Annotated in this window: 20 protein-coding genes, 9 tRNA genes and 1 riboswitch; of the genes, 25 read left to right on the top strand and 4 right to left on the bottom strand. The window is 38.6% G+C overall.

Features of this window, described 5'->3' with window-relative positions:
* Positions 1-101 precede the first annotated feature (101 nt).
* The 14 genes from WKH56_RS05270 to WKH56_RS05205 all read left to right on the top strand — a co-directional run bounded on the left by WKH56_RS05270 (position 102) and on the right by WKH56_RS05205 (position 9,118).
* A tRNA-Met gene (locus WKH56_RS05270) sits at positions 102-178 on the top strand.
* Between the two features lie 4 nt (positions 179-182).
* Positions 183-258, top strand: a tRNA-Asp gene (locus WKH56_RS05265).
* 8 nt (positions 259-266) lie between these two features.
* Positions 267-342, top strand: a tRNA-Phe gene (locus WKH56_RS05260).
* A 10-nt stretch (positions 343-352) separates the two neighbouring features.
* Positions 353-428: transfer RNA gene (locus WKH56_RS05255), tRNA-His, on the top strand.
* An 11-nt stretch (positions 429-439) separates the two neighbouring features.
* A tRNA-Gly gene (locus WKH56_RS05250) sits at positions 440-513 on the top strand.
* A gap of 6 nt (positions 514-519) precedes the next feature.
* Positions 520-596, top strand: a tRNA-Ile gene (locus WKH56_RS05245).
* Between the two features lie 3 nt (positions 597-599).
* Positions 600-674: transfer RNA gene (locus WKH56_RS05240), tRNA-Asn, on the top strand.
* Between the two features lie 3 nt (positions 675-677).
* Positions 678-768 (top strand) — tRNA-Ser (locus WKH56_RS05235).
* 20 nt (positions 769-788) lie between these two features.
* Positions 789-860 (top strand) — tRNA-Glu (locus tag WKH56_RS05230).
* Positions 861-1,154: 294 nt separating this feature from the next.
* Entirely contained in the window at positions 1,155-3,116 is a 1,962-nt protein-coding gene (gene glgB / locus WKH56_RS05225) for a 1,4-alpha-glucan branching enzyme (protein ID WP_310884125.1), read from the top strand.
* Positions 3,067-4,218 carry a glucose-1-phosphate adenylyltransferase gene (locus WKH56_RS05220; protein ID WP_016765788.1) on the top strand — a complete coding sequence of 384 codons (1,152 nt, stop codon included), beginning with the start codon at positions 3,067-3,069 and terminating at the stop codon, positions 4,216-4,218. The genes glgB and WKH56_RS05220 overlap by 50 nt, the downstream gene beginning before the upstream one ends.
* A 22-nt stretch (positions 4,219-4,240) precedes the next feature.
* Positions 4,241-5,266, top strand: a complete 1,026-nt coding sequence (locus WKH56_RS05215; protein ID WP_025750736.1) for a glucose-1-phosphate adenylyltransferase family protein — start codon at positions 4,241-4,243, stop codon at positions 5,264-5,266.
* Positions 5,263-6,693, top strand: a complete 1,431-nt coding sequence (glgA, locus tag WKH56_RS05210) for a glycogen synthase GlgA (protein WP_033579578.1) — start codon at positions 5,263-5,265, stop codon at positions 6,691-6,693. Before WKH56_RS05215 ends, glgA begins: the two co-directional genes overlap by 4 nt.
* A 13-nt stretch (positions 6,694-6,706) precedes the next feature.
* Entirely contained in the window at positions 6,707-9,118 is a 2,412-nt protein-coding gene (locus WKH56_RS05205; protein ID WP_028411871.1) for a glycogen/starch/alpha-glucan phosphorylase, read from the top strand.
* A gap of 38 nt (positions 9,119-9,156) precedes the next feature.
* Here WKH56_RS05205 and WKH56_RS05200 read toward each other — a convergent pair whose 3' ends face one another.
* Positions 9,157-9,954, bottom strand: a complete 798-nt coding sequence (locus WKH56_RS05200; protein ID WP_063248614.1) for a TIGR00266 family protein — start codon at positions 9,952-9,954, stop codon at positions 9,157-9,159.
* Positions 9,955-10,048: 94 nt separating this feature from the next.
* Complete coding sequence (locus WKH56_RS05195) at positions 10,049-10,801, bottom strand: TraR/DksA C4-type zinc finger protein (RefSeq protein ID WP_013059568.1); 753 nt, start codon at positions 10,799-10,801, stop codon at positions 10,049-10,051.
* 353 nt (positions 10,802-11,154) lie between these two features.
* Here WKH56_RS05195 and WKH56_RS05190 point away from each other — a divergent pair, with 353 nt between their 5' ends.
* The 8 genes from WKH56_RS05190 to WKH56_RS05155 all read left to right on the top strand — a co-directional run bounded on the left by WKH56_RS05190 (position 11,155) and on the right by WKH56_RS05155 (position 22,519).
* Positions 11,155-12,576, top strand: a complete 1,422-nt coding sequence (locus WKH56_RS05190) for an isochorismate synthase (RefSeq protein WP_063248615.1) — start codon at positions 11,155-11,157, stop codon at positions 12,574-12,576.
* The gene (menD, locus tag WKH56_RS05185) at positions 12,563-14,317 is read left to right on the top strand and encodes a 2-succinyl-5-enolpyruvyl-6-hydroxy-3-cyclohexene-1-carboxylic-acid synthase (protein WP_033579580.1); all 1,755 of its coding nucleotides are present in this window, start codon (positions 12,563-12,565) and stop codon (positions 14,315-14,317) included. The genes WKH56_RS05190 and menD overlap by 14 nt, the downstream gene beginning before the upstream one ends.
* A 3-nt stretch (positions 14,318-14,320) precedes the next feature.
* Positions 14,321-15,130, top strand: a complete 810-nt coding sequence (gene menH, locus WKH56_RS05180; protein ID WP_028411867.1) for a 2-succinyl-6-hydroxy-2,4-cyclohexadiene-1-carboxylate synthase — start codon at positions 14,321-14,323, stop codon at positions 15,128-15,130.
* A 16-nt stretch (positions 15,131-15,146) separates the two neighbouring features.
* Positions 15,147-15,965 carry a 1,4-dihydroxy-2-naphthoyl-CoA synthase gene (gene menB / locus WKH56_RS05175; RefSeq protein WP_013085280.1) on the top strand — a complete coding sequence of 273 codons (819 nt, stop codon included), beginning with the start codon at positions 15,147-15,149 and terminating at the stop codon, positions 15,963-15,965.
* Between the two features lie 82 nt (positions 15,966-16,047).
* Positions 16,048-17,511 (top strand): o-succinylbenzoate--CoA ligase, encoded by a 1,464-nt coding sequence (locus tag WKH56_RS05170; RefSeq protein ID WP_028411866.1) that lies wholly within the window; start codon positions 16,048-16,050, stop codon positions 17,509-17,511.
* A gap of 3 nt (positions 17,512-17,514) precedes the next feature.
* Complete coding sequence (menC, locus tag WKH56_RS05165) at positions 17,515-18,618, top strand: o-succinylbenzoate synthase (RefSeq protein ID WP_063248617.1); 1,104 nt, start codon at positions 17,515-17,517, stop codon at positions 18,616-18,618.
* 278 nt (positions 18,619-18,896) lie between these two features.
* Positions 18,897-19,082: riboswitch (cobalamin riboswitch) on the top strand.
* 133 nt (positions 19,083-19,215) lie between these two features.
* Entirely contained in the window at positions 19,216-21,459 is a 2,244-nt protein-coding gene (locus WKH56_RS05160; protein ID WP_028411864.1) for a ribonucleoside-diphosphate reductase subunit alpha, read from the top strand.
* 16 nt (positions 21,460-21,475) lie between these two features.
* Complete coding sequence (locus tag WKH56_RS05155) at positions 21,476-22,519, top strand: ribonucleotide-diphosphate reductase subunit beta (RefSeq protein WP_013059560.1); 1,044 nt, start codon at positions 21,476-21,478, stop codon at positions 22,517-22,519.
* 29 nt (positions 22,520-22,548) lie between these two features.
* On the opposite strand, the gene WKH56_RS05150 is transcribed toward WKH56_RS05155, so the two are convergent.
* On the bottom strand, positions 22,549-22,752 hold the full coding sequence (locus tag WKH56_RS05150; RefSeq protein ID WP_013059559.1) for a hypothetical protein: 204 nt from the start codon (positions 22,750-22,752) through the stop codon (positions 22,549-22,551).
* A gap of 66 nt (positions 22,753-22,818) precedes the next feature.
* Positions 22,819-22,977: a DUF1540 domain-containing protein gene (locus WKH56_RS05145; protein ID WP_013059558.1), complete on the bottom strand. Its 159-nt coding sequence runs from the start codon at positions 22,975-22,977 to the stop codon at positions 22,819-22,821.
* A 207-nt stretch (positions 22,978-23,184) separates the two neighbouring features.
* Here WKH56_RS05145 and WKH56_RS05140 point away from each other — a divergent pair, with 207 nt between their 5' ends.
* Genes WKH56_RS05140 through WKH56_RS05130 form a run of 3 tightly spaced genes read left to right on the top strand, consistent with a single transcriptional unit; the run spans position 23,185 to position 24,750 of the window.
* Positions 23,185-23,466 (top strand): DUF2325 domain-containing protein, encoded by a 282-nt coding sequence (locus WKH56_RS05140; RefSeq protein ID WP_028411863.1) that lies wholly within the window; start codon positions 23,185-23,187, stop codon positions 23,464-23,466.
* A gap of 54 nt (positions 23,467-23,520) precedes the next feature.
* Complete coding sequence (locus tag WKH56_RS05135; RefSeq protein WP_230624654.1) at positions 23,521-24,276, top strand: hypothetical protein; 756 nt, start codon at positions 23,521-23,523, stop codon at positions 24,274-24,276.
* Positions 24,277-24,291: 15 nt separating this feature from the next.
* Positions 24,292-24,750, top strand: coding sequence for a flavodoxin (locus WKH56_RS05130; RefSeq protein WP_063248618.1), 459 nt, complete (start codon positions 24,292-24,294; stop codon positions 24,748-24,750).
* Positions 24,751-24,757 lie beyond the last annotated feature (7 nt).

The following is a 24,757-nucleotide window of genomic DNA, read 5'->3' as shown; positions in this document are numbered from 1 at the left end:
CGGCTGAAGGGATCGGTCTTGAAAACCGACAGGGGTGTTAAAGCCCGCGGGGGTTCGAATCCCTCTTCCTCCGCCATTTATTTATATCATATTCATATCATCGCGGGGTGGAGCAGTTCGGTAGCTCGTCGGGCTCATAACCCGAAGGTCGCAGGTTCAAATCCTGTCCCCGCAACCAAAGTGGTCCCGTGGTGTAGCGGTTAACATGCCTGCCTGTCACGCAGGAGATCGCGGGTTCGATTCCCGTCGGGACCGCCATTTTGTTTGGCTCGGTAGCTCAGTTGGTAGAGCAAAGGACTGAAAATCCTTGTGTCGGCGGTTCGATTCCGTCCCGAGCCACCATTTTAAGACGGCGATTGTGGCGAAGTGGTTAACGCACCGGATTGTGGTTCCGGCATTCGTGGGTTCGATTCCCATCAGTCGCCCCATCTTAAGTAACGCGGGTGTAGTTTAGTGGTAAAACCTCAGCCTTCCAAGCTGATGTCGTGAGTTCGATTCTCATCACCCGCTCCAAATAATGGGCCTATAGCTCAGCTGGTTAGAGCGCACGCCTGATAAGCGTGAGGTCGGTGGTTCGAGTCCACTTAGGCCCACCATATTCCACAGTAGCTCAGTGGTAGAGCTATCGGCTGTTAACCGATCGGTCGTAGGTTCGAGTCCTACCTGTGGAGCCATACGGAGAAGTACTCAAGTGGCTGAAGAGGCGCCCCTGCTAAGGGTGTAGGTCGTGTAAGCGGCGCGAGGGTTCAAATCCCTCCTTCTCCGCCAGTCGTTTTAAATTTAAATATGGCCCGTTGGTCAAGCGGTTAAGACACCGCCCTTTCACGGCGGTAACACGGGTTCGAATCCCGTACGGGTCATCTTAAAAAGGTTTGCATATATGCAAACCTTTTTTTATTTGCGCTTTTTTAAAGATTAAGTAAACAGGAATAATAATTAGGAATAATTACCATGAATTTTCAGAATAAAAAGTAAGTTTTAAGCAGGATTTTCCCTATATCATATGGAATTATTCATAAAGTAATAAAGTATGAAGAGTATGGAATAAAGAGTAATTTTAAAGAACATTTATTCTATTATATTTGTAGAAAAGGTTTATGTTTTTACTATAAAAGGGAATGAGTGGTAAGAAGCGTATATTATGTGCGTATATTATGTTTGAAGTTAAAGGGGTGGCAAAAGTGAATCTAGCGGTTCAGCCTACTGAATTTGATGTTCATTTGTATCACGAAGGAAACTTATTTCGCAGTTACTCTATTTTCGGTGCGCATCAGGTAACGGTAGAAGGAATTGAAGGCGTACGATTTTGCGTGTGGGCACCTCATGCAAAGGGTGTAAGCGTTGTAGGTGATTTTAATAAATGGAACGGTTTTCAACATTCAATGGTTAAAGTTAATGAAGAAGGTATTTGGATGACATTTATCCCTGAATTAGAACAAGGGACTATTTATAAATATGAAATCATCACACAAAGCAATCAAAAAAAATTAAAAGCAGATCCATACGCTTTCTTCAGTGAAGTGCGTCCAAACACTGCGTCTATTGTTTACTCATTGGATGGGTACAAATGGAACGACCAATATTGGCGTAGAAAGAAAAAACAGCAAAATATATATGAAAAACCACTGTGTATTTACGAGCTGCATGCAGGGTCTTGGAGGACTCATGAAGATGGCAGCCTTTATACATACAGTGAATTAGCACAGGAGCTTATTCCTTATATTGCTGAACAAGGTTTTACACATATTGAGTTATTACCAGTCATTGAGCATCCGCTCGACCGATCCTGGGGATATCAAGGAACTGGATACTATTCTGCTACCAGTCGATACGGTACACCTAAAGAGTTGATGAACTTTATAGATGAGTGTCATCAAAATAATATAGGCGTTCTTTTAGACTGGGTACCCGGGCATTTTTGTAAGGATGAACATGGTCTGTATATGTTCGATGGAGAACCTACTTATGAATACAAAAAAGAACCCGACCGTGAAAACTATGTTTGGGGAACAGCTAATTTCGATTTAGGCAAGCCTGAAGTACAAAGTTTTCTCATTTCGAACGCTTTGTTTTGGTTGGAGTACTTCCACATAGATGGATTTCGAGTAGATGCTGTAGCTAATATGCTTTATTGGCAAAATTCTTCTGGAAAAGCAGTAAATGATGGAGCTGTCAGCTTCTTAAAAAAATTGAATGAAGCTGTTTTTAAATCTGATGAAACGATATTAATGATGGCAGAAGATTCAACGGATTGGCCCCTTGTTACAGCACCTACGTATGAGGGCGGTTTAGGCTTTAATTATAAGTGGAACATGGGATGGATGAATGACGTTTTAACGTACATGGAAGCTGGCGTGGAAAGACGTCCCTATCTTCACGATAAAATGACCTTTTCACTAATGTATGCGTTTAACGAAAACTTTATTTTGCCGCTTTCTCATGATGAAGTCGTACATGGGAAAAAATCATTGCTTAATAAGATGCCAGGTGATTACTGGCGCAAGTTTGCACAGCTTCGACTGCTATATGGATATTTCTTTGCACACCCTGGAAAAAAGCTTTTATTTATGGGCGGAGAGTTTGGCCAATTTGATGAGTGGAAAGATTTAGAAGAGTTAGACTGGATGCTTTATGACTTTGACATGCATCGCAATCTTAACGGATATATGAAGGATCTCATCAAGATTTATAAAAGAAGCAAGCCTTTATATGAATTAGACCATAATCCAGATGGATTTGAATGGATTGATGTTAACAATCATCATCAACAAATTTTCTCCTTTATTCGCAAGTCGAAAGAAAATCAGGAGATTTTTATAGTTGTTAGCAATTTTTCTGAGTATCCATATCATTCTTACAAAGTTGGAGTTCCAGTTGAGACAGAGTACATTGAAGTTATTAACAGTGATGACGAAGTGTACGGCGGTTCAGGCATTGTAAATAAAAAGGCATTAAAATCAGTGGATGAATCGTTTCACGGTCAACCTTTTTGCATTGAAATGAATATTCCGCCGTTTGGCATTAGTATACTACGAGCAAAGAGAAAACGAGGGGAGAGAAAACAACATGTTAAAAAAGAAATGCGTAGCGATGTTATTGGCAGGAGGAAAAGGTAGTCGGCTAAGTTCACTTACAAAAAATCTAGCAAAGCCAGCTGTACCATTTGGTGGTAAGTATCGAATTATTGATTTTGCTTTAAGTAATTGTACAAATTCAGGTATTGAAACAGTAGGTGTATTAACACAATATCAACCGCTAGTTCTCAATTCATACATTGGAATTGGAAGCGCTTGGGATTTGGACCGACGGAATGGTGGCGTCACAGTATTGCCTCCATACGCGGAGTCAGATGGAGTAAAGTGGTATAAAGGCACGGCTAGCGCTATTTATGAAAATTTAAACTATTTGACACAATATGATCCTGAGTACGTACTGATTCTATCAGGTGATCACATTTATAAAATGAACTATGAAAATATGCTTGATTATCATATAAACAAAGAAGCAGATGTAACGATTTCTGTTATTGAAGTACCTTGGGAAGAAGCGAGCCGTTTTGGTATTTTAAATACAAATAGTGACCTAGATGTAATGGAGTTCGATGAAAAGCCACAGCGCCCTAAAAATAATCTAGCTTCTATGGGGATTTATATTTTTAAATGGAGTATTTTAAAAGAATATTTAGAAATGGATGCACGCAATCCATACTCAAGCCATGATTTTGGTAAAGATGTTATTCCGCTTTTACTAGATGAAAAGAAAAAGCTAATTGCATATCCATTCCAAGGTTATTGGAAAGATGTAGGAACTGTAAAAAGCTTATGGGAAGCGAATATGGATTTGTTATGTGATAAAGACGAGCTTAATTTATTTGACTCTTCATGGAAAGTATACTCTGTTAACCCTAATCAGCCTCCTCAATATATTGCGCCAAACGCCTGCGTGGTGGAGTCATTAGTAAATGAAGGGTGCGTTGTCGAAGGAAACGTAGAGCAGTCCGTGTTATTTCCAGGTGTACAAATCGGTTCAGGTTCTGAAGTTAAGAAAACGGTTGTCATGCCTACTGCAAAGATAGGCTCTAACGTATATATTGAAAACGCAATTGTTCCATCGGACATTGAAGTTCCAGACGGTACTATCATTCGACCGACCAAAGGAAGCGAAGAAGTAATTCTTGTTACTCAAGAATTGATTGAATCAGTTGCTAAATGCATTTAACGAACAGAGAGGATGAACGACATTGAATAATCAAATGCTTGGTATTATTGATGCTTGTACAAACACAACAGCGCTGCAGCCTTTAACCTTTTATAGATCGATTGCTGCCATTCCTTTTGCAGGGCGCTATCGATTAATCGATTTTACGCTTTCTAATATGGTGAACTCTGGAATTTCGAGCGTTGCCATTTTTCCTCGTGATCGCTATCGCGCATTGATGGATCATATAGGTTCAGGAAAAGAATGGGATTTGGATCGGAAGCGAGATGGATTGTTTATCTTCCCTCCTATGACAAGTGATTTACACTTAGAGAGTCCATCACTATTCACGCAGTTCCGTTATCATATTGATTATTTCTTAAGAAGTAAGCAGGAATACGTATTAATTGCTAATAGTTATACGATATGTACAGTTGACTTTGAGCACGTGCTGCAGCGTCATATTGCTTCAAATGCAGATATTACTGAAATGAAGCAGGGTGATAAATCGCTTAATATGTATATTATTAATAAATCTATTCTAGTTAATATTTTGCAAAATGAATCGCATGATTTTTATACGATTAAAGAAATGGTTCGATATATGGCACAATCTCATCGTGTAGAAAAGTACGAGCACCATGGATATACGGCTGAGATTTCTAGCTTAGATGCCTACTATAAAACAAGTATGGAAATTTTATCTCCAGATGTTTGGAAGCAGTTATTTATCAACGAACGTCCTGTTTTCACTAAAGTAAAAGATGAACCGCCTACTCGTTACGCAAAAAAAGCGGTTGTGAAAAACTCAATGATCGCAAACGGGTGCGTGATTGAAGGACATGTGGAAAATAGTATTATCTTCCGAGGCGTTAAAATTGGAAAAGGTACGGTCGTTAAGAATAGCATTGTGATGCAAAAAGGCGTTATTTTAGAAAATAGTGTATTAGAAAATGTTGTTTTAGACAAAGATGTGAAAATAGGAAGTAATGAAACGTTGCTAGGTGAGTCAGGTCTACCTAGAGTCATTGCTAAAGGAACAACTCAAGGAGCGTTGATGAAGTCGTGAATGTATTATTTGCTGTATCAGAATGTGTACCTTTTATTAAAACAGGAGGATTAGCAGACGTAGCAGGTGCCCTGCCTAAAGAATTAAAAAAGTTAGGAACGAACGTATGTGTAGTCATGCCAAAGTACGGAACCATTCCTCAACATTATCAAGATGAAATGGTGCTTGAAAAAGTTATTCATGTGCAGGTTGGGTGGAGAAGACAGTACTGTGGGATTGAATCGTTAACGATGGATGGCGTTAAATATATTTTCATTGATAATGAATATTATTTTAAAAGAGATAGCTTATATGGGCACTACGATGACGCTGAACGATTTGCTTTCTTCAGCAGAGCTGTGCTTGAAGCTATCCCATTTTTAGAGAATGAGCCTGATATCATTCATTGTCACGACTGGCATACGGCTATGATTCCATTTTTACTTCGTGCTAATTATGATATGTATGATCATATCCAGACGGTCTTTACGATTCATAACTTGCAATTCCAAGGAATTTTCCCTAAAAGCAATTTATATGAGCTATTAAATTTAAATGATTATTATTTTACTACAAGCCAGCTCGAGTTTTATGGGAATATTAATTTTATGAAAGCGGCTCTTGTATCAGCTGATAAAATTACCACGGTAAGTCCTACATATCGAGATGAAATTCAAATGCCCTATTACGGAGAAAGTTTAGATGGATTATTGCGTCAGCGAAATCAAGATTTAATTGGGATTGTAAATGGAATCGATGAAGAAGCTTATAGCCCAGACGCAGATCAGCTTATATCTTATCCATATTCTGTAGAAGAGATTGAAGGAAAATATAAAAATAAAAAAGAGCTCCAGCGCTATCTTGAATTAGAGGAAAATAAGGATGTTCCAATTATTTCGATGGTTACAAGGTTAACCCAGCAGAAGGGATTGGATTTAGTCAAGCACGTTTTCCATGAGACGGTTAACTTAGGAGCCCAAATTGTTATTTTAGGAACTGGCGAACACGAGTTTGAGCAGTTTTTCCGTGAGATGGAAGATACGTACCCGCAACAAGTAAAAGCCATTATTGGTTTTAATGAGGAACTTGCTCATAAAGTTTATGCCGGTACGGATTTATTTTTAATGCCTTCCCGTTTTGAGCCTTGCGGACTCGGACAATTAATAGCCTTAAAGTATGGAACCATTCCAGTCGTGCGTGAAACGGGCGGCCTGAATGACACGGTCAAAGCTTATAATGAATATAGCGGAGAGGGAAATGGCTTCTCTTTTAAGAATTATAATGCTCATGACATGCTTCATACGTTAGAAAGAGCTGTTTCATTTTATCACCAGAAAGATGTATGGAAAAAATTAATGATGGATGCTATGAGTCAGGATTATAGCTGGGGGCAATCGGCATTTAAATATAATCAATTGTATTCAAATTTGACATCTACTCCATCGTGAAAGGGTGAGCAGATTGTTCTCTGATAAAAAAAGCTTTCAAGAGGCTTTTTTAAAAAAGCTGGAAATGACATATGGAAAGAGCTTTAAAGAATCTACTGTTCAAGATCACTATCATACATTAGGAAATATGGTGCGAGAGTATATTAGCAGCGATTGGATTTCAACCAATGAAATTCATAGGTCTTCACATACAAAGCAAGTGTATTATCTTTCTATCGAATTTTTATTAGGCAGACTGTTGGGTCAAAATCTGTTGAACTTAGGAATTCGGGAAGTTGTAAAAGAAGGATTAAGTGATCTGAATATTTCACTTGAAAATATTGAGGAAATCGAAGTAGACGCAGGATTAGGAAACGGGGGATTAGGCAGGCTTGCTGCTTGTTTTTTAGATTCTCTTGCTTCACTTAATCTTCCTGGTCACGGTTATGGGATTCGCTATAAACACGGTTTGTTTGATCAAAAGATTGTAAACGGCTTTCAAATTGAGCTCCCAGAACAATGGTTAAGGCATGGGAATTCATGGGAAGTACGTAAATTAGATCAAGCAATCGAAGTGAACTTTTGGGGCGAAGTTGAAATGGTACAGGAAGACGGAACATTCTCTTTTCGTCATGTAAAAGGAGAACCCGTCTCTGCTGTTCCTTATGACATCCCGGTTATCGGGTATAAAACAGATACAGTGAATACACTTCGCCTTTGGAATGCGGAGCCTTCATCATTTCCAGTACATAAAGATGTGATGGAGTATAAGCGTCAAACAGAGGCTGTATCAGAATTTTTATATCCGGATGATACACATGAAGATGGTAAAATATTAAGGTTGAAACAGCAATATTTTCTTGTGTCAGCTAGCTTACAAAGTATTATCAGAGCACATCGAAATACCTATCAAACACTTACAAACTTTCACGAAAAAGTAGCCATTCATATTAACGATACGCATCCTGTACTTGCGATTCCTGAGCTAATGAGAATTTTACTGGATGAAGAAAAAATGGAATGGGAAGATGCATGGCATATTACGTCCAATACCATTTCATACACAAACCATACGACTCTTTCTGAAGCCCTTGAGAAATGGCCGATTGATTTATTTCAACCCTTGCTTCCACGAGTGTATATGATTATTGAAGAAATTAATGAGCGCTTTTGTAAAGAATTATGGGAAGCATATCCAGGAGACTGGCAGCGGATTGAAAATATGGCTATTTTAGCGCACGGGCTAGTAAAGATGGCTCATTTAGCAATTGTGGGAAGTTATAAAGTAAACGGCGTGGCAAAGATTCATACTGATATTTTAAAAGAACGAGAAATGAAAGATTTTTATCAGTTTTATCCTGCTAAATTTAACAATAAAACGAATGGAATTACCCACCGGCGCTGGTTGTTAAAAGCTAACCCGCAGCTTTCCTCTCTTATTACCGAGGTGATAGGAGATAAATGGATTAAACAGCCGCATTCTCTTATAAAGCTCCAAGAGTATGTGGAAGATCCAAGCTTTTTACAAGGACTAAAAACAGTAAAACAACAGCGTAAAAAGCTGCTTGCCGATATTATTCAAGAGCAAACGGGAATTAAAATAGATTCACATTCTATTTTTGATGTACAGGTTAAAAGGCTTCATGCTTATAAAAGACAGCTTTTAAATGTACTGCACATTATGTATTTGTACAATCGATTAAAAGAAGACCCTAATTTTCAAATCGTGCCTCGTACATTTATTTTTGGTGCGAAAGCTTCTCCCGGCTATTATTATGCAAAAAAAGTCATCAAGCTAATTAATTCTGTAGCTGATGTTGTCAATCATGATCCACAAACATCACCGTTTTTAAAAGTCGTTTTTTTAGAAAACTATCGAGTGTCACTTGCTGAGTATATCTTTCCTGCAGCGGATGTCAGCGAACAGATTTCAACCGCCAGCAAAGAAGCTTCGGGAACGGGAAATATGAAATTCATGATGAACGGAGCGTTAACTCTTGGTACGATGGACGGAGCGAACGTCGAAATTAGCGAGGCAGTAGGAAAAGATAATGTCTTTATTTTTGGGTTAAAAGCCGAAGAAGTATTGAGCTATCAGCAAAATGGAGGATACCGTGCCTATGATTATTACCATCATGATAAGCGGATTCGACAAGTGCTCGAGCAGCTCACAAACGGCTTCTTACCTGACACATATGACTTATTCGAGCCTATATATGATTCATTATTAATGCAAAATGATGAATACTACGTACTCCGTGACTTTGACTCATACGTTACGGCACAGCAAAAAGTAAACGAAGCTTATGGAAATGAAAATAAATGGCTTCAAATGAGTGCGACGAACATTGCACATTCCGGTTTTTTTTCTAGTGACCGAACGATTGAGGAATATGCATCTGATATTTGGGGAATTCATTCCACTAAAAATTTATTAAATCAATAAATAAAAAAGGTGTAGTCAACGACTACACCTTTTTTATTTTATCTGTTGTCACCGTTTAAGAAATCACCTAAAGAACCAAGGATACTGCCTTCGCCTTTACCTCCCGTTGGTGAAACTGCACTTGATAAAACGCGATCGGCTAGTCGACTAAAAGGAAGAGATTGAATCCAAACTGTTCCCGGTCCTGACAGAGTAGCAAAAAACATGCCTTCTCCTCCAAACAGAGCTGTTTTAATTTTCCCTACATACTCGATGTTGTAATTTACATCACGGGTCATGGCCACTAAACAGCCAGTATCCACACGAAGGCGTTCACCCGGCTGCAGCTGTCTCTTATGAATGGTGCCGCCTGCATGCAAAAATGCGAGGCCATTGCCTTCTAATTTTTGCATAATAAAACCTTCACCGCCAAAGAAGCCAGTTCCTAGTTTTTTTTGAAAGTCAATACCAACGGATACGCCTTTGGCGGCGCATAAAAAGGAGCTTTTTTGACAAATAATTTTATGATCGAGCTGCTCTAAATGGACAGGAATAATCTTACCTGGAAAAGGTGAAGCGAAAGATACTTTTCGCTTGTGATATCCGTTATTTGTATATACCGTCATAAATAAACTTTCACCAGTTAATACGCGTTTTCCAGCACCTTTTAGTTTATTAAAAAGTCCGCTGCTGTTGGAGGAAGAACCGTCACCAAAAATGGTTTCCATCTCAATATCATCTTCCATCATCATCATTCCTCCAGCTTCTGCTATCACACTTTCTGAAGGATCTAATTCAATTTCAACAAACTGCATGTCATCTCCATACAATTTATAATCAATTTCATGTGCATTCATTATGTTCACCTCATTATTAATTCTAATCTCCTATTCATTCGATGTCATCTCCCATAGCTCCTACTAAAAATAGAAAAAAGAGTAGTATGAAGAACTACTCCTTTTCAGTGTATGGATCTTTCTCATAGGCCGGTAAATCTCCAAATATGGTCATCGTACCTTCTTCATCCAGTGCATTTTCATATCGCTCATGCTCTTTTGAAGGGTAAATAGGAAGAGGCTGTCCATATAAATCGGTAGCGGCAAAGTTTTCATAATCTTCAACGTACCCAATAGCTTCATCCGCCTCAATATAGGTTTCACTATAGTTAGACGTATCTTCTATAAAATCAGAAGGAGATTCAGACGTCCCGTAACGCGCAACGTCTTGCCAAGAATCTTCTGCGTCGTATCCTGTCGTCTCGGTATCGTCATAGTCGTATTGACCAAATGGGTGATGGAGAACATTTTCTTCTACAGGTCTGTGCTTTGGAATATCCTGTGATGGGCTATGTTCTCTACAGTATAAAGTAGTTGGTACAGCCTGAAGTCTTTCAAACGAGATATCTGCTCCACATACTTTGCATGTTCCATACGTGCTGTGAGCGATTGCCTGCAGTGCTTCTTCTATTTCATGTAGCTCTTGTTTTGCATGTTCATTTAGTGCAAGGTCTTTTTCACGCTCGTATGTTTCTGTGGCTGTGTCACCAGGGTGGTTATCGTAGCTTGAAAGTTCTCCTACAGCATCGTGAGCGTCGCTTCGAGTTAGACCAAAATGATCATTTTGATCAAAGTGCGATTGAATATCAGCCTGCTGCTGCTGTAAATTTTGTTTTAACTGACTGATTTCTTGTTTTGAAAGTGTCATGAAGCTCCCCCTTAAAAATTTAGTGTGCTTTTGTAGTATGTGTTAAAAATTCAAAAAAACACGATTCATATTAGGAGGATTTGGGGTATTCATGAAGCTAAGAGAGAAATGGAGTGGAAAATTAAAGAAAGGTAAAGGTTATAGAAAAGGGTATGATAAAAATAACGTTCTTGAGGGCTAAAGAGTACTAAATAGATCATAAAGATTTTTTTATTGGTTTACTGAAAAGGCGTAATTTAGACAAGCGAAATTAATTTTTGCTCATGAATCGCGATGCTAGATTTTTTTGAACTGAAAGTTTATAATAAGTTAGTTACAGACTTAAGAAAAAAAGATGAACGGGGGGACGTAGTGTGATTGCAACGACCGAACAGTTAGTACAAGAATACATTAAAGATGCGATTGAGTGTGCAAAAAATGAAAATCAGCCAAAATTGGTCAGTTTAGTGAAAAAAGTAAGACCTATTGACCCCCTTATTTTTTATGCGAACGGACATGACCAGTTTTATAAAGAACGCTTTTTTTGGAAAGATCCCAACAGTTATTATACATTTGTTGGATTAGGATATGCGCATACTATTTGCACCAATGCGGCAAAAGAACGTTATTTCCACATTGAAAATGAATGGAAGCGCTTTATAAAAGAAGACTTTTATAAAAATAACCAAATTTTCCCTGATGGGACAGGTCCTCTTTTATTTGGAGGATTTTCATTTGACCCAAATCAGTATCGAGAAAACTATTGGAGTGATTTCCCGAGTTCAAAATTTATGATTCCAACTGTGTTATATACCCAGGTAAATAAAGAAGGATATCTTACCGTTAATATGATGGTTAAAGGACAAGATTCTGTAAAAGAGCACATCAATTATTTCGAAGAGGTCCAAAAACTTGTTCTTTGTGAAGAGTACGACGGGGAATCTCATATTTCACCTTTGCTGTTGGAAAAAGAAGAAATTGGGGTAGAGAAATTTAAAGGAAATATTGAAAGAGCTACTACTTTAATTAAGCAACAGGTTATAGAGAAAGTGGTTCTTGCTCGCCAATTAAAAGTAAAATTTAATGAAGATATTTCTACTGAATACGTGCTTCAGCGTCTGTTAAAGGAACAGCCAACTAGCTACACATATATTTTAGAGGGAGAGCATCAGCATTTTATCGGCGCTTCCCCAGAAAGACTAGTACAAAAACAAGGAGATTACGTGTTTTCCACTTGTTTAGCGGGTTCGATTCCAAGAGGAAAGACAAGGCAGGAAGATCACGAACTAGGTGAGGAATTGCTTCAGGATCCTAAGAACTTAATTGAGCACGATGTTGTTGTTCATATGATTAAAGAAGCGATGAATTCTTATTGTTATGAAGTAGAAATTCCAAGTAAGCCAAGTTTATATAAAACAAAGCATATTCAACATTTGTATACACCTGTGAAAGGGCGTATAAAGGAAGATGTGACGCTATTTTCATTTATTCAAAAGCTCCATCCAACACCAGCGTTAGGAGGATATCCTCAACAGGAGGCCTTGCCTATTATTCGAAAGCTCGAATCCTTTGACCGAGGGTGGTACGCAGCTCCTTTAGGATGGATGGATATCAATGGAAACGGTGAATTTATAGTAGGAATCCGCTCGGCTATTATTCAGCAAAAAGAAGCTGTTTTATTTGCGGGCTGTGGAATTGTAGCAGATTCTACGCCTGAAAGTGAATATGAAGAAACAAAAATTAAATTCAACCCGATGCTTTCAGCTTTAGGAGGGATTATGCGTGGAACACATTAAATCATTAACAACGTATATTGCGTCATTCGTGGATGAATTAGTAGAAGCAAATGTTGAAGAAGTAGTGGTCAGTCCAGGGTCACGTTCAACGCCTATTGCGATGCTTATGGCTGAGCACCCTGATATTCATGTGCATTTAAACATTGATGAACGTTCTGCCGGCTTTTTTGCTCTAGGAATAGCAAAAGCAAAGAAAAAACCAGTGGCGCTTGTATGTACATCTGGAACAGCTGCAGCGAATTATTATCCTGCAGTAATTGAAGCTCACTACTCACGCATTCCTTTAGTCGTTATCACAGCCGATCGGCCGCACGAGTTAAGGGATATAGGTGCCCCGCAGGCAATTAATCAGAATCATCTTTTCGGTCAGTATGCGAAGTGGTTTGTAGATACAGCTTTACCAGAAGAAAGTGCAGATATGAATCGTTATATTCGAACAGTAGCTTCAAGGGCTGTTCATACAGCTCAAGCTATACCGAGCGGTCCTGTACACATTAACGTACCTTTACGTGAACCGATTGTACCAGATTTGTCTATTGAAGATTTATGGAGTCAGGGGAAACGCGGTAAATCATATGTGGCTGCTATTCATGGAGAAGCATCTCTATCTGAAAAAGGATTCGAAGAAATTGCGAAGCGCCTAGAGGGAACAACAAAAGGACTTATTATATGCGGAGATCAAATGTCTTTAAAAGCAGTAGACAGCGTATGCCGTTTAGCTGACGCTTTAAGCTTTCCGGTGCTCGCAGATCCGTTATCACAATTAAGAAGCGGCAAGCATTCAAAAGAAAATGTAATAGAGACATATGATACATTTTTAAAAAGTGATAAGGTTGATGAGCGTTTTTACCCCGAAGTTGTCATTCGTTTTGGCGCGATGCCGGTATCGAAACCGCTATTGCAATTTTTAAAAGCACACGAGCCGAAAGAAATGTTTGTAGTTGACCAAGGTAAAGGCTGGAGAGATCCTACTTTGCGTTCAACAGTGATGATTGAAGCCAATGAAACATTATTTTGTGAAGAACTGATCAAGCGCCTTTCAGCGAATCAAGAGGAGTCTACTTCATGGCTGAGTCTATGGAAAAAGATTAATGCTCAAACTGCACAGGCTCTCAAAACATTAACTTCTGGCCAGGAATGGTTCGAAGGACAAGTAGTTCAAGAAATTGTGGATGTAGTACCTGAAGGCACGGCTTTGTTTGTTGGAAATTCAATGCCTGTTCGAGATATTGATTCTTTCTTCTTAAATACGGAGAAAGATATTCCACTTTTTGTAAACCGAGGAGCAAATGGAATTGATGGTGTGGTTTCGTCTGCTCTAGGCGTAAGCACGGCTTACGATCACACCGTTTTATTTATTGGTGACCTATCTTTTTATCACGATTTAAATGGTCTGCTGGCAGCTAAGATGCATAATTTAAATTTAACCGTTGTGCTAGTTAACAATGACGGCGGAGGAATTTTTTCATTTTTACCGCAGTCAAAACAAGAAAAGCACTTTGAATTTTTATTCGGTACGCCAACTGGATTGAATTTTGAGCATGCCACTCGTCTGTATGATGGCACATTTTCTTCAGCAAGCAGCTGGGAAGAATTTCGACATGCAATGAACCATGCTTTCACAAAAGGCGGGTTACATGTTGTAGAGATTCGCACAACTCGTACAGAAAATGTAGAGACTCATCGCAGTTTGTGGAAACTTGTTTCCGAGGAAATAAATTTGTCAAACGGTGAGGAATAAGCAATGATGTATCAATTAAATGGTGTATCTTACTATGTGCACACCGAGGGAAAAGGAGAGCCGCTGCTGCTTCTTCACGGCTTTACCGGTTCTTCTCAAACCTGGCGTACCTTTATGAAGAAATTCGTTAAAGACTATCAAGTGATTGCTGTTGATATTATTGGTCATGGCCAATCAGCAGCTCCGAAAGAAATCAAACCATATTCAATGGAAGCAGTTGTTGAAGCACTGCATGAGCTGCTTCAACAGCTATCTCTATCACAGGTGAATGTAATTGGATATTCGATGGGAGGAAGGCTTGCTCTCTCATTTGCTCAGCGATATCCACACCTTGTGAAAAAGTTGGTATTAGAAAGCGCATCGCCTGGTTTAAAAACGCGAGAAGAACAAAAGCTAAGAAAAGAAAAAGATGAGCAGCTGGCGAGCCGCATTGTGAAAAATGGAATTGAAGAATTTGTGAACTTTTGGGAGGAAATCCCTCTTTTTCGTTCTCAAAAGCAATTGCCTAGCTATGTTCAAGAAGCGGTGCGTCAAGAAAGACTTTCGCATACAGAAATCGGCCTTTCCAACAGCTTGAAAGGAATGGGAACAGGAGTCCAGCCGTCCCTTTGGGAGAAGCTGGACGATCTGTTGATGCCGGTTTTGCTTATTACAGGAGAAGTAGATCAAAAGTTTTGTTTAATTTCCAAAGAAATGCAAACATTAATACCAAATGCTACTTCTAAAATTATTTTAGGGACAGGCCATGCAATTCACGTGGAACAACCCGAGATTTTTGGTAGAATAGTAAGTGAGTTCTTAGCTACTACATAATTAGGAGGAAATAAAGATGACAGTTGAATGGACATCAGTACGTCAATATGAAGACATTTTATACGAAACATATAACGGAATCGCTAAAATTACGATTAACCGTCCGGAAGTGCACAATGCATTCCGTCCAAAAACAGTAATGGAATTGATCGATGCATTTGCTTATGCTCGTGACGATGCAAGCGTTGGAGTAATTGTATTAGCAGGTGCTGGGGATAAAGCATTTTGCTCAGGCGGAGACCAAAGAGTTCGCGGTCACGGCGGCTATGTAGGAGAAGATGAAATTCCACGTCTAAACGTTCTAGATTTACAGCGTTTAATTCGCGTAATTCCAAAGCCGGTTGTTGCAATGGTATCAGGCTATGCAATTGGTGGAGGCCACGTTCTTCACGTTGTATGTGACTTAACAATTGCAGCGGATAACGCAGTCTTTGGACAAACAGGTCCTAAAGTTGGAAGCTTCGATGCAGGATATGGCTCTGGTTACTTAGCTCGCATCGTAGGCCATAAGAAAGCACGTGAGATCTGGTTCTTATGCCGTCAGTACAACGCTCAAGAAGCACTAGACATGGGATTAGTAAACACGGTCGTTCCATTAGAACAGCTTGAAGCTGAAACAATTCAATGGTGTGAAGAGATGTTAGAAAAAAGTCCAACCGCTCTTCGTTTCTTAAAAGCAGCATTTAATGCTGATACGGACGGCTTAGCTGGTATCCAGCAATTTGCGGGTGACGCAACGCTTCTTTATTACACAACGGACGAGGCAAAAGAAGGTCGCGATGCATTTAAGGAAAAACGCAATCCAGACTTCCAACAGTTCCCACGTTTCCCTTAAACAGCTGAAACAGCTTGGTGATTATCATCAGGCTGTTTTTTCAATTTGATTTAGTTAATTAGTATAAAAAGGAGAGAAATTTATGAGTGGCCAAACGATTCCTAATGGGCTTATGCAAAGAGCATATTTGACGCCAAACCGAGTGGCGGTAGAAACACTGCAAACGTCGCTTACTTTTCAAGAGCTTCATAAGCGTGTTCAAAAAGTAGCGCAGCAGCTTTCGTTTAACGGTGTAAAGCAAGGTGATACCATTGCTTTATGCATGAAAAACAGCGTGGAGTTTATTGAGATTTTACATGCGGTTTCTTATATTGGCGCTCGGGTGCTGCTCGTCAATACTCGTTTGACAAATGAAGAAATCAATTATCAGCTAACAGATGCAAACGTGTCGTTGCTTATTACGGATGAAGCATTTTTAACGAGAGAGTTCCAAAGTTCCATTACTCAGCTTCCTTTATCTTCTTTAAAAAGTTCTCCAGAAACAGAAACGTATTTTCAGAAAACGTGGAATCTCGAGGAGACGTTCACCATTATGTATACGTCTGGAACAACAGGTAATCCAAAAGGAGTGCTGCAGACATATGGAAATCACTGGTGGAGTTCCATTGGTTCAGCGCTTAATTTAGGATTAAATGAAAAAGACTGCTGGCTTATAGCGGTTCCTTTGTTTCATATTAGCGGATTATCCATTTTAATGCGGAGCGTCTTTTACGGAATGAAAATCATTTTAGAAGAACGATTTGAAGCAAGAGCGGTGAATGAAGCCATTGAAAACAAAGGAGTAACAATTATTTCGGTTGTCACTTCCATGCTATCGAATATGCTGGATGAATTAGCTGAACGTAAATATCCAAATACATTTCGCTGTATGCTTTTAGGAGGAGGACCCGCACCGCTTACTATTTTAGAGGCTTGTGTGAATAAAGAAATTCCTGTTTATCAAACGTATGGAATGACAGAAACATCTTCACAGTTCGTTACGCTTTCACCTGAAGATAGTTTGCGAAAACTGGGATCAGCAGGTAAACCATTATTTCCGTGTGCAATGAAAATTGTAGATGAGAATGGAAATGAAACACGTGAAGCAGGAGAAATCATTGTTAAAGGTCCAAATGTTACAAAAGGATATTTAAATAAACCTGAAGCTACTAAAAAAGCCCTTCAACAAGGCTGGTTCTATACAGGAGATATCGGGAAAGTGGATGAAGAAGGCTTTCTATATGTATTAGACAGACGTTCGGACCTTATTATTTCAGGTGGAGAAAATGTATATCCAGCTGAAATTGAAAATGTTTTGTTGAAGCATCCGGCTGTTAAAGAGGCCGGTGTAACGGGAGTAGCCGATGGAAAATGGGGACAAGTTCCTGCAGCATGCATTGTTATAAACGAAGACGTTTCAGATGAAGAGTTATCTTTACACATTCAACAATTTTTAGCAAAGTACAAACTTCCAAAGTATTTCGTTCGAGTAGAGGAGCTACCGCGAACGGCCTCTAATAAAATCATACGCCGGAAGCTATCATCGTTCATACAGAAAGGAATTTAATCGATGATTATCAAAAAAGTACATCTTTATAAAATTGACATGAAGCTTCTTTCTCCTTTTTCAACAAGCTATGGTACGGTCCAGGATCGAGAATTGATTTTGCTTGAAGTAGAAGATGAAAAAGGATTTACAGGATGGGGAGAAGTCGTTGCTTTTTCATCTCCTTGGTATACGGAAGAAACGATTCGGACATGTTTTCATATGTTAGACGATTTTTTAATTCCTTCTCTTCTTCACCAGCAGCTTCAAAAACCAGAGGATGTTCAAAAGTTATTCAAACCTCTAAAGCGCAACAACATGGCTAAAGCAGCTTTGGACTGTGCTGTATGGGATTTGTATGCAAAGCGCCAAAATAAGCCCTTAGCCGAAGTAATTGGCGGAGTAAGGCCTGCTGTAGAAGCTGGAGTGGTAGTTGGCTTAAATGATATTTCCATCATGAAAGAACAAATAAAGACTTATATGAAAGATGGTTATAAGCGCTTTAAAGTGAAAATTAAGCCAGGCGCTGACTATGAGCTACTGAAACAAATTCGAGATGAATTTCCAAGCATTCCTCTTATGGCTGATGCCAATTCAGCCTATACGTTAAGCGATAGTGATTCATTGAAAAAACTAGATGAATTGAATTTAATGATGATCGAACAGCCGTTAAGTTCGGATGATATCCTTGATCATCGATTATTACAAAAGCAAATGAAGACGCCGATTTGCTTAGATGAAAGTATTGTGAGCTATGAAGATGCACGTCATGCAATCGAACAAAAAAGCTGCAAGATTATCAATGTGAAAATCGGTCGAGTTGGCGGAATGTCTGTAGCAAAAAAAATTCATGATTTATGCGCCCTACACGGTGTAAGGCTTTGGGTTGGCGGAATGTTAGAAGCCGGGATTTCACGAGCTCATAACATCGCCCTTGCCACACTGCCTTCTTTCACGATACCAGGTGACATTTCTGCGTCGTCTCGCTATTGGGAAAAAGATATTATTAAGCCCGAAGTAGAGGTAGAAGCCGGAGTAATAAAGGTGAAGGAAAAACCGGGGATCGGATACGATATTGATAAAAAGTTTATCAAAACAATCACAGCATTTGAAAAAGAATACAAATAATTAAAAACCGTTTTTTATGAAAAACGGTTTTTTTATTGATGTTGGCAATGTTTAGTAGAAAAATAGGACAAATTTTTTAAAAAGAGCACATTGTTCCATCAAGCGTGTCAAAACATGTTATGATGGAGTAGTTTGATGAAAAAAGTCGAAGGATTTTATCGTAAAAAACAAAATTATTTTTGAAAATAGGTTGATAGTTTTCTAAGTTGTCCTATATAATGTGTTTATAACATAACACAATATGTTGTTTGTTAAACAATAATAAAATACTATATTTTGTGTTTTCCAGTGAAAAAGGTGTCTGATAAAAAGACTTAAAAGGGAATTTGGTGAAAATCCAAAGCTGTCCCCGCAACTGTGAATGCTGATGAAATAAGGAGATCCACTGTGAGTAAACATCATGGGAAGGCCTTAAAGTAAAAAGAAGCATAAGTCAGGAGACCTGCCTTTTTTATGTCGTTTTATCTTCTTCGGGAGGTGAGAGGGTAGAGCGAGGATTGAGAAAAGACTTAGTGTCTTCTTCTATCTTCGTTCTATTCGCTCACCGAGGTACGGTGAGCGATTTTTTATTTTGAAGTGAAGAGAGGAGCCATATTTATGGTGAATACATTAAAGCCTACAATTCTACATGAATTAACTGCATATATTGAACGTTTAAAAAAAGAATTTACGCAGCTTGATTTTTCTTTGTATGAGGAAAAGGTTATTCAAACTGTTACAGTAAAGGAAAATATGACGGACGAAAAGGTTGCAAACGTACTAATTTTGGCAGCCCTAGAGCGTATTTCAATGGAAGAACCAGATTGGACGTACGTGGCGGCAGACGTCTACTTAAACGAACTATATCGAAAAGCAGCGGACAACCGAGGTTATGATAAAAAAGAGAAGTACGGTTCGTTTTATCAGCTTATTCAAGAACTAACAAAAATCGGCATTTATAATAAACAGCTATTAAAAACATATACAGAAGAAGAAATTAATGAAATTGCTTCAGTCATTATTCCTGAACGCGATCGTTTATTTACATACATTGGATTGCTGACATTAGCAGATCGCTATTTAGCGACATCACATGATAAGCGTGTATACGAATTACCGCAAGAACGTTTTCTTATCATTGCTATGACGCTGATGTCTCAAGAAAAGAAAGAAAATCGAACAGCATTAGTAAAAGAAGCGTACTGGGCGCTTTCTAGTCTATATATGACGGTTGCCACACCAACACTCTCAAACGCAGGAAAGAGCTACGGACAGCTATCTAGCTGCTTTATTGATACGATTGATGACAGCTTACGCGGTATTTATGATAGCAATACAGATTTGGCCACGCTTAGTAAAAATGGAGGCGGAATTGGTGTCTACCTCGGTCATATTAGAAGCCGAGGAAGTGATATAAAAGGTTTTAAAGGCGTATCATCAGGAACAATTCCATGGATGAAACAGCTAAATAATACGGCTGTAAGTGTCGATCAGCTAGGTCAACGACAAGGAGCTATTGCCGTGTATTTAGACGTTTGGCATAAAGACATTTTTTCATTCTTAGACGCGCGTTTGAACAATGGTGATGAACGCCAGCGCACGCATGATTTATTCACTGGCGTATGTTTGCCAGATTTGTTTATGGAAAAAGTAGAAGCACGTGAAGACTGGCACTTATTCGATCCTCACGAAGTTCGTACGCTGATGGGCTACTCGTTAGAAGATTTTTATGATGAAGAAGAAGGCAGCGGTTCGTTCCGCACTCGTTACGCTGAGTGTGTAAACAATGAACAGCTTTCAAGAGAAACAGTGCCTGCTATTGAGATCTTCAAGCGCATTATGCTTTCGCAGCTTGAAACGGGAACTCCTTATATGTTCTATCGTGATACGGTTAACCGAGCTAATCAAAACCGACACGCGGGCATGATTTACTGCAGTAACTTATGTACAGAAATCACACAAAACCAAAGTACAACGGTCGTAACAGAGGAAATTACGGAAGACGGAAAAATTATTATTACAAAGAATCCGGGCGATTTTGTTGTATGTAATCTTTCTTCTATTAACTTAGCGAGAGCCGTAACTGAAGATGTACTTGAACGTTTAATTCCAATTCAAGTACGCATGCTTGATAATGTTATTGAGTTAAATGATTTGCCGGTACTTCAAGCAAAGCTAACGAATCAAAAGTACCGCGCAGTAGGGCTTGGCACATTTGGCTGGAACCATTTGCTTGCCTTAAAGAAAATAGCATGGGAGACAGATGAAGCGGTAGCATATTGCGATGAATTGTATGAACAAATTTCTTACTTAACCGTGCAGGCAAGCATGAACTTAGCTAAAGAAAAAGGCGCATATCCATTATTTAAAGGCTCAGATTTTGAGTCAGGCGCTTATTTTGAAACACGTGAATACACGAGCGAAGCGTGGAGTGAACTGCGTAGCGAAGTTCAAAGCAATGGGATAAGAAATGGATATTTAATGGCTGTAGCACCTAATTCATCAACATCTATTATCGCGGGTTCTACGGCAAGTATTGATCCGATTTTCCGTAAGTTTTATTCAGAGGAAAAGAAAAACTATAAAATCCCAGTGACGGCACCAGATTTATCGCCAGCAACAAACTGGTATTATAAGTCCGTTTATTTAATTGATCAGCACTGGAGCATTAAGCAAAACGCCAAGCGCCAGCGTCATATTGATCAATCTATTTCATTCAATTTATATGTACAAAATGATATCCGAGCAAAAGAGCTGCTGGATCTTCATATGACGGCATGGAAAGAAAAATTAAAAACGACCTATTACGTACGTTCAACATCAAGTGAAGTCATTGAAGAATGTGAAAGCTGTCATAGTTAAAAGGAGTGAATAATTGATGACAAGCATGTTAAAACGAGAATTAATGAACGAAACAGCTCCGAACCGTTCGACAGGAATCATCAACGGCAAGAGCTCCAATATTCTAAACTGGGATGACGTCCGATTTTCATGGGCGTTCCCTAAATACAAGCGTATGCTAGCTAATTTCTGGACGCCGTTTGAAATTAATATGGGTCAAGATATTAAACAGTTCCCTCAGTTAACCGCTGACGAACAAGAGAGCTTTCTAAAAATTATTGGCCTGCTGGCGCTACTGGACAGTATTCAATCAGATTATGCTAGCAAAGTAGCTGACTATGTAACCGATTCTTCGATTAACGCTCTAATGATTATTTTAGCGCAGCAAGAAGTGGTTCATAATCATTCGTATTCATATGTTTTATCAAGTCTTGTACCAAAAGGAAAACAAGATGAAGTATTTGAATACTGGCGTACAGACGAAAAGCTTCGCGCACGAAATGACTTTATTACAAACGGATATAAAGCATTTAGCGAAGAAGCAACGGTTGAAAACTTTTTGAAGTCTATGGTATATGATGTTATTTTAGAAGGACTTTTCTTCTATAGCGGATTTGCGTTCTTCTATAATCTTGCGAGAAATCAAAAGATGGTGGCGACATCTACGATGATTAATTATATCAATCGTGATGAACAGCTTCACGTTGGGTTATTTGAAAAGATTTTCAAGGAAGTACTAAATGAAAATCCAGCTTATCGTACGGAGGAGCTAGAAACGTTTGTAGTTGAAACGTTCCAAGAGGCAGCTCGTCTTGAAATTGAATGGGCGGAATCTGTTATTGGAGAAAAATTCGACGGCATTACGATGAAAGAACTGCAGCAGTACATTGAATATATGGCGAATAAACGCTGTAATCAGTTAGGCTTCGGTCGAGCTGCTTTCCCAGAAGCACCGATTGAAAATCCTCTTCGTTGGATTATTGCTTATCAAGAGGTAGATTTAGGGAAAACCGATTTCTTTGAACAGAAATCACGACAATATACAAAAGCATCAGATGCAAATGGATTTGATGATCTATAAACACAAAAGCTGACTAATTTCCTTATTGATTAGTCAGCTTTTTTTAAGTGAATAAGTCCAAGTTCTAACGCACGTGTGGTAATTAAGTCATCAATTTCTTCTGGAATGTTTTCAAGTGTTCCCCATTTGTATGTCCATAAATGAGTAAATGATTGTACATAGATTGGAAAGGTTTGTTCATTTGCTTTTATGGCTTCTTCTTTAAAAAAATGAATCAGTTGTTCAGTCTTCATACTAGTCTCCTTTTTTATGATCTTGAAGAGAGAAAAAAGACAACCCAGAGGCTGTCCTTTTGCGGGTTACGCTTCAGTTGGCTTGAACGTTTTACAGTCTGTTTCATAGCTGCTTGCTGCATGTTTTCCGCTATGACTTACTACGTAAATTTCTTCTGCACTGCAGTGATTTCCATTTTTCCAAAAGTGACAGTTATTTACTTCACAAAGAATGTTTTGTTCCAACGTTAACCCTCCTTTGTATGTGATAGCTATAGTATGGTCAAAATTCAACTAACTTATAAGAAAGGTGGTAGACTTTCATTTTAATTGAGAATTTTTATCAATTAAACATTGACAAAGAGAATCATTCTCAATTAAACTGTATATATAGTAAAGAATACAGGTTGTTGTCAAATCATTAAATGAATAATTAATTGGGAGGGAACAAACATGTCATCAGTCATGGTTGTAGGAGGAGACAGGTTAAAGCATATTACAGATCGTCTAGCGGGAGAAGGGTTTAATGAAGTAATTCATTTAGATGGCCGTAAAAGCAATATGGTGAAGCGAGAAATTCCCGAACATATTGGGTTTGTATTAGTTATTACGGATTTTATTAATCACAATATGGCAAAAGTCATTAAAGAGAAAGCAAAAAAACAGCAAAAACCAATTTATTTCGTCAAACATTCATGGAGTGCTATTCGTAAAGTGATTGAGCAAATTTCATGATTTAATTTTTGATCATTATTGAGAATGAATTTCAATTAGGGTGGTGAGACATAGATGGAACCGATGAAAGTGCATATAAAGACACTCTCCAATAACCACATCGAACAATTTATTCGATGTCCGTACAAATTTTATCAGCAGCAGCTTCTTTTGAAAAAGACATCTATAGATTGGAAACAGCATGTTCAAGTAACCGTCCATCAAATCATTAAAACATACTATAGCAAGCCAGTTGAGTATCGCTCAAACCTCTATGTTTTACAGCTTATTGAAAAATATTGGCGTCTAAAGCCAAATATGTTTTCATCACCCATTCACTATTACGATGTGTTAGCTAAAGTAAGTGATTATTTACTGAGGTTTTTAGGCGAGAAAACACATGTGGAGCTACCACTTTTTGTGTTTGAGAAATACAGCGTTTATGTAGAAGAAATTCAAAGCAACCTTTCTCTGACCATTGATTTTGCTGCATGGACAGAGAAGTCTTATACGGTAACAAAATTCATTCTAGATGACCATGAAGAAGTGAAGAACGCAATGAAAGACTTTATTATCGTTTTTTCGAAACAAGCTTTTAAAAAGGTTCCTGAACAAATTCGTTTTTATTCATTATTAACCGGAGAAACAACAACTTATTATATTGCAACAGGCGATTATGAAAAAGCCATACTTCAACTACATATTGTCAAAAGTGTGTTAATGGAACCAAAACATTTTCAAAAGAACTATGCATCCAGTGAGTGTGAAAACTGTCCTCTTAAGCAAGAATGTGATGAAGAAGGGGATGTGCGGCCCACACTGCTGGTGTAAAGGAGCGTCATTTACATGAAGGAAATCTTACTAGCTTATGCGAGTATGTCAGGCAACACAGAAGCAATAGCCGATTTGATCGAAGAAGAATTAGTCAAGCATGGATTGCATGTGAAACGAGCAGAAGTATATGACATTGATGCTTCGGACCTTGTATTGGCAGAATCTATTATCTTTGGAGCTTATACGTGGGGAGATGGAGAGCTGCCAGATGATTTTTTAGATCTTTATGATGAAATGGATGATATAGATCTCAGTCAAAAGCAGATGGCTGTATTTGGTTCAGGTGATTCATCATATGATGTTTTTTGCGGAGCAGTTGATTTAATTGAAGAAAAAATAAAGGGACGCAACGGAAATATAGCTGTTCCTGGTTTGAAAATCGAGCTTTCTCCCTTTGGAGAAGATGTAGAAAAATGTAAGGTATTTGCTAAAGACTTTGCTGAAGTAGTGGCAAAATCTGCTACTTCATAAGAAAACC

This window comes from Priestia sp. SB1 (genome assembly GCF_038898415.1).
The sequence above is the reverse complement of the archived record's forward strand: the minus strand, read 5'-3'. Positions and strand labels throughout refer to the sequence as shown.